Here is a 4,536-nt window from a genome sequence, read left to right as displayed (position 1 = left end):
AAACATAGAACAGATGGCACACTGATTATTTCTCCAGTATCCCAGCATTTTGGATCATTTATTTCTTGGATTACTCTAAATAATGTTGTGCCCCTTCGCCCGGTTCAAAACCCCTCTATTTCTGAACTAGGCGAAGAAGTTGAATCACTGCTAGACTCCGACCTCAAGAAATCTCAGCTACAAGTTAAGATTTCTGAACTCGCCCAAAAGTACCGCATCCCTTCTGCTGATGTTTGGAAAATTTACCGCGAGCGTGAACAAGAATTAGAGCAAGAATCTGATCGCCCAGACGTGGCGACAGAAATTGAAACTTTATTAGGCGCACACAAAAGCTCGATCGCACTGACTGAGGTTTTACCTTTGGGGTTGGCGAAGCCGATTGAGAAACTCGCGACGATGCTGAACTTGCGATCGGAGTGCTATCTTGCCGCTCTACTGACTCAGGTATCAAGCCTGTTTAAAGTCGGGACAGAGACGATTCTCAGGCGAGATACCGACTGGCGCTGCGTGCCTAATTACAACGCTGGTATTGTTGCTGAGGTATCGCAATTAAAAACTCCAATACCGAAAGCAATCATCGATCGACCTATGCGAGTTTTGAGGGAACGGGCAAAGAAAGAATTTGAGCAAGCCCAAATAACTTACGAGAATGAATTGAATAATTGGAAAGTGGCCAAGAAAGAGGACGATCGAGGGCCTGCCCCAAAACCACCCCGTCAACGGCTTTATATGTTCGACAAAACCACCGGGGAAGGCATTATTTACCAGCAAGCAGAATTCCCCGAACAGGCGGTGATGTATTTTTGCGATGAACTGGCAGGGATGCTTAAATCTTCAAACCAGTATCGGGGCGGCAAGGGTTCTGATGAGGAAGATATGCTCAGCTTTTGGAATGGCACGGGGACTACGGTTTTGCGGGCTTCAGGCGTAAGGGCAAGTGTTGAAGCTGTAGGTTTGAGCATTTTTGGAACTATTCAACCGGACGTACTCGCCAGTTTACTCAAAGACTGTTCCGACAGTAACGGAAAATTTGCTCGGTTTGACTTTGTATTTCAGCCGCTAGCGGTTCCAAATTTACCAGAAGATGACAGCGGCAGATTTGACTTGACGCCGATGCTCGCTGACCTTTACCAAAAAATTGATGCTTTGCCAGCTATCAATTTTGAATTCGACCGGGAAGCTAAGGAATACCATCGGACTTTTACTCTCGCCTGTCATCGGCGGCGCGTAGTCGAACCAAAACAAGGATTGAGAGGGGCCCTCGGAAAAATGCCTGAGAAGGTAGGAAAACTCGCAACCACGATTCATGCTCTGACTTGTGTTTTCAACGGGCAACAGGTGACAAATAAAATTCCCCGCAGCGCAGTAGAGGCGGCAGTGAAATTTGTAAAATTTGCAGCCGATCAGGTTGCGTCACTCTACACAGAATTTTCCGATCGATCTGCCTTGGCTCCTAATCTGACAAAAATTTTACTGGCGGCAGAACGGCAAGGGGGGAAAATTTCTGTCCGCGATGCTCAAAACAGTTTCCCCTTAAAACACCGTCCGAACGCCCAACAAATTAAAGAATGGTTTTCTGAACTCGAACAAATGAAATACGGGGAAGTGACTACAGTCAAAAAATCTGTTTCTTTAACTTTGACTACGACTACAGTGACTACAGTAGCCCAGAACCTAGATACAGAGCGGGTTAAGCCTGACTACAGTACGCCGGAACCCTTGACTACAGTGACTACAGTAAATGAGTCTACTGTAGTCAATCGTAGTCACACTGTAGTCAAGGGTAGACTACAGTCGGAATCCTTGCCTGACAAGGCTTTAGAGGCTACTGTAGTCACTGTAGTCACAAATTCACCACCTCCTGAAAAATCACAAAGCTTATTGCAGAGTCCCCCTGTTGAAAATAAAACTCCCGTCGCCAAAAATCCAACTTCACCACCTGAATCGGTGGCGAAAAAACAGACCGGGTTTGCGATCGGCGACTTGGTGGAGATTACTCAAAGAAGTGACTACCAGGGACAAAGAGGGAAAATTGCCAGCAGCCCGGCATACGGCGCAAGGGAAATCGACTATTACGTGAAGCTTGAGAACAAAACAGTGATTGTTAGCGTTCCCCTTGGCACGGATAGTTTCCCTTATTTGAGGAAGCTGTAGCCGAAAACTCCCGGTCGCAAAACTCGCAGCTAGAATCCCTCAATCCCTCAATCCCTCAATTCCGAGATTCCGAGATTCCAAGGTTAGGTATTTAGTATTTATAATTGCACTTTGAGATACCTAACACCCGGAACTGCTACAGCTTTATTAGCATTAGGTTGTATCCTGACCCAGCCGTAGCAGTTTTAAGCTGTGGGCTAGGAAATACAGGCTCTCTCAGAGAAGTCAATTGTTTTTATTACAGCCAGTTAGTTAAAAGTTGGTCACAAGTCAGTCATAAGTCAGTACGCTCTCAGTCTCGATCTCGGTCACAGGGGTGTTTTAATTAATTTGTAGAGATGAGATTTTCCAGACTGGCTCGTGAGTTTCCGTTGATTTCGGAAATCAACTTGATCACAGCCTATGGTTATTTGACAAATTCTCATTTTATGTACTGAGTTTTTTAGGGGTATTTATCGTGATAGTTTACTTTGGGACCAACGGTACTGAGTTTCTTGTTGGAAGTGGAGGAGCGGACACTTTCTTTGGCGCTGGTGGAAATGACACCATCAATGGGAGTGGTGGTAATGACAATCTCTATGGCGAGGCGGGAAATGACTCGCTAATAAGTGGCGCAGGTCTAGACTTCATGTACGGTGGGGAAGGCAATGATACCCTTAATGCTTTCGGAGAGGGAAATGACCAGCTCTTCGGTGGATTTGGTAACGACCTTTACCTGGTCAACCGCTCTACCAACACTGTGTCTGAAGGTCCCAATCAGGGCCTCGATGCTATCCAGTCTCTTGTCAGCTATACCCTAGGTAATAACGTAGAGGACTTACTTCTCACCGGCGTTACCGATACTTACGGTGAGGGGAACACCCTTAGCAACCGAATCACAGGTAATAATGCACACAATAGCATCTACGGTCTTGGCGGTAATGACACTCTTACTGGCGGAGGGGGTAATGACCGCTTCTTCTTCGGTCAGGTTCCTCCTGCTGAGGCTGGTGTGGATAGAATCACTGACTTCGTGGTTGGAAGGGACAAAATAATCTTGGCAAAGGATAGGAACTTCGGTGAACTCGAAACGGGAGGTACTTTTAATTTCCCTGATCCTTTACTAGCTACAGACTTTGCGGTAATCACTTCGCCTGCCCCAGCAGAACAAATCGCCGCAGCAACCAGCTCGGATGAGATTGTTTACAACCGTGTGACTGGCAATTTGTTCTACAACGCGAACAATAATGCGGCAGGCTTTGGGACAGGGGGTGGTCTGTTTGCCACAATTGTTGGTTCTCCTGATAACCTCTCCAATACGAGCATCCTTGTATTTGAACCGGCAATACCTTAAAGAAATCAAGCTTTTAATCTCAAAATCTAACACAACGACTTCAAAAAAACTTTTGAGGTCGTTGTGTCAGATTTTGAGTTTTAGATTCAAACTCTGTTTGCTGGAAACTGACTCAAATAATTCTTGGCACAAGTCAGTGCCACAGCTCTGCACTTTGAGGGTTCGCTCCTAACCCTGTGCCGAGAAAGGGTGGTTTTATGGCTAACACACTCACTCATCAACACTTCCCAAAGGCTTTTCCAACTCTCTTCCTTTTGTCTCAGTTCTTATAATGTAGGGACTGATTAGGATGCTGCGATGCCTGCTGCACGGTTGCCAAAAAAAGATTCTCCACTTCCACAAGTTCGAGAGTCAATACAGCACAAAAAATATTCTGAAGTCCGCGACCGAGAATATCTACTAGAATCTGAAGTTAAGGCAATGATGACCGCTGCCAAAAAAGGAAGATGGGGACACCGTGACTCACTTCTAATTTTGGTGGCGTACCGTCACGGTCTGAGAATTTCTGAATTGGTAAATTTGCGATGGCAGCAGGTAGATTTTGAAACTGCGACTCTCCATGTAAAGCGGCTTAAAGGTTCAAACTCTGGAACCCATCCGATCGGCGGCGATGAACTGCGAGCGCTCCGAGAATTGCTCCGACAGCAGCACAAAAAGAATTCTGACTCACCTTTCGTATTTTTGTCGGAGCGCGGCGGCCCCATGGTTCCCGATGCCGCTAGAAAATTAATTTGCAAAGCTGGCAAGAATGCAGGACTGCAATTCCCGGTTCACCCGCATATGCTCCGACACGGCTGTGGTTACTACTTGGCTGCTAAAGGGACAGACACTCGCACCATCCAAGATTATTTAGGGCATAAAAACATTCACCACACAGTTAGATACACAGCACTGTCGCCACAGCGATTTGAGGGACTGTGGGAAGATTGAAAAGACTTCTCTGTAGCCGCTTGACAGTTACTAATGCTCTATGTAGGGCTTGCTGAATAAGCGATAGCGCTTGACGTAGCCTGGGTTATTCGAGCGCGCGATCGAGAGTAAAGTGCAAG

General features: G+C 46.3%; 3 protein-coding genes. All 3 read left to right on the top strand.

Annotated elements, in window-relative coordinates:
- The coding region (locus QUB33_RS28640) for a DUF3987 domain-containing protein (protein ID WP_333357787.1) at positions 1-2,154 on the top strand (2,154 nt) is incomplete at its 5' end.
- A 457-nt stretch (positions 2,155-2,611) separates the two neighbouring features.
- Complete coding sequence (locus tag QUB33_RS28635; protein ID WP_333357785.1) at positions 2,612-3,487, top strand: calcium-binding protein; 876 nt, start codon at positions 2,612-2,614, stop codon at positions 3,485-3,487.
- 297 nt (positions 3,488-3,784) lie between these two features.
- Complete coding sequence (locus QUB33_RS28630; protein ID WP_333357780.1) at positions 3,785-4,417, top strand: tyrosine-type recombinase/integrase; 633 nt, start codon at positions 3,785-3,787, stop codon at positions 4,415-4,417.
- Positions 4,418-4,536: the final 119 nt, after the last annotated feature.

The organism is Microcoleus sp. B3-A4, assembly GCF_036705385.1.
Classification (GTDB): domain Bacteria; phylum Cyanobacteriota; class Cyanobacteriia; order Cyanobacteriales; family Microcoleaceae; genus Microcoleus.
Note: the sequence above shows the minus strand (reverse complement) of the source record. Positions and strands in the feature narration are given on the sequence as shown.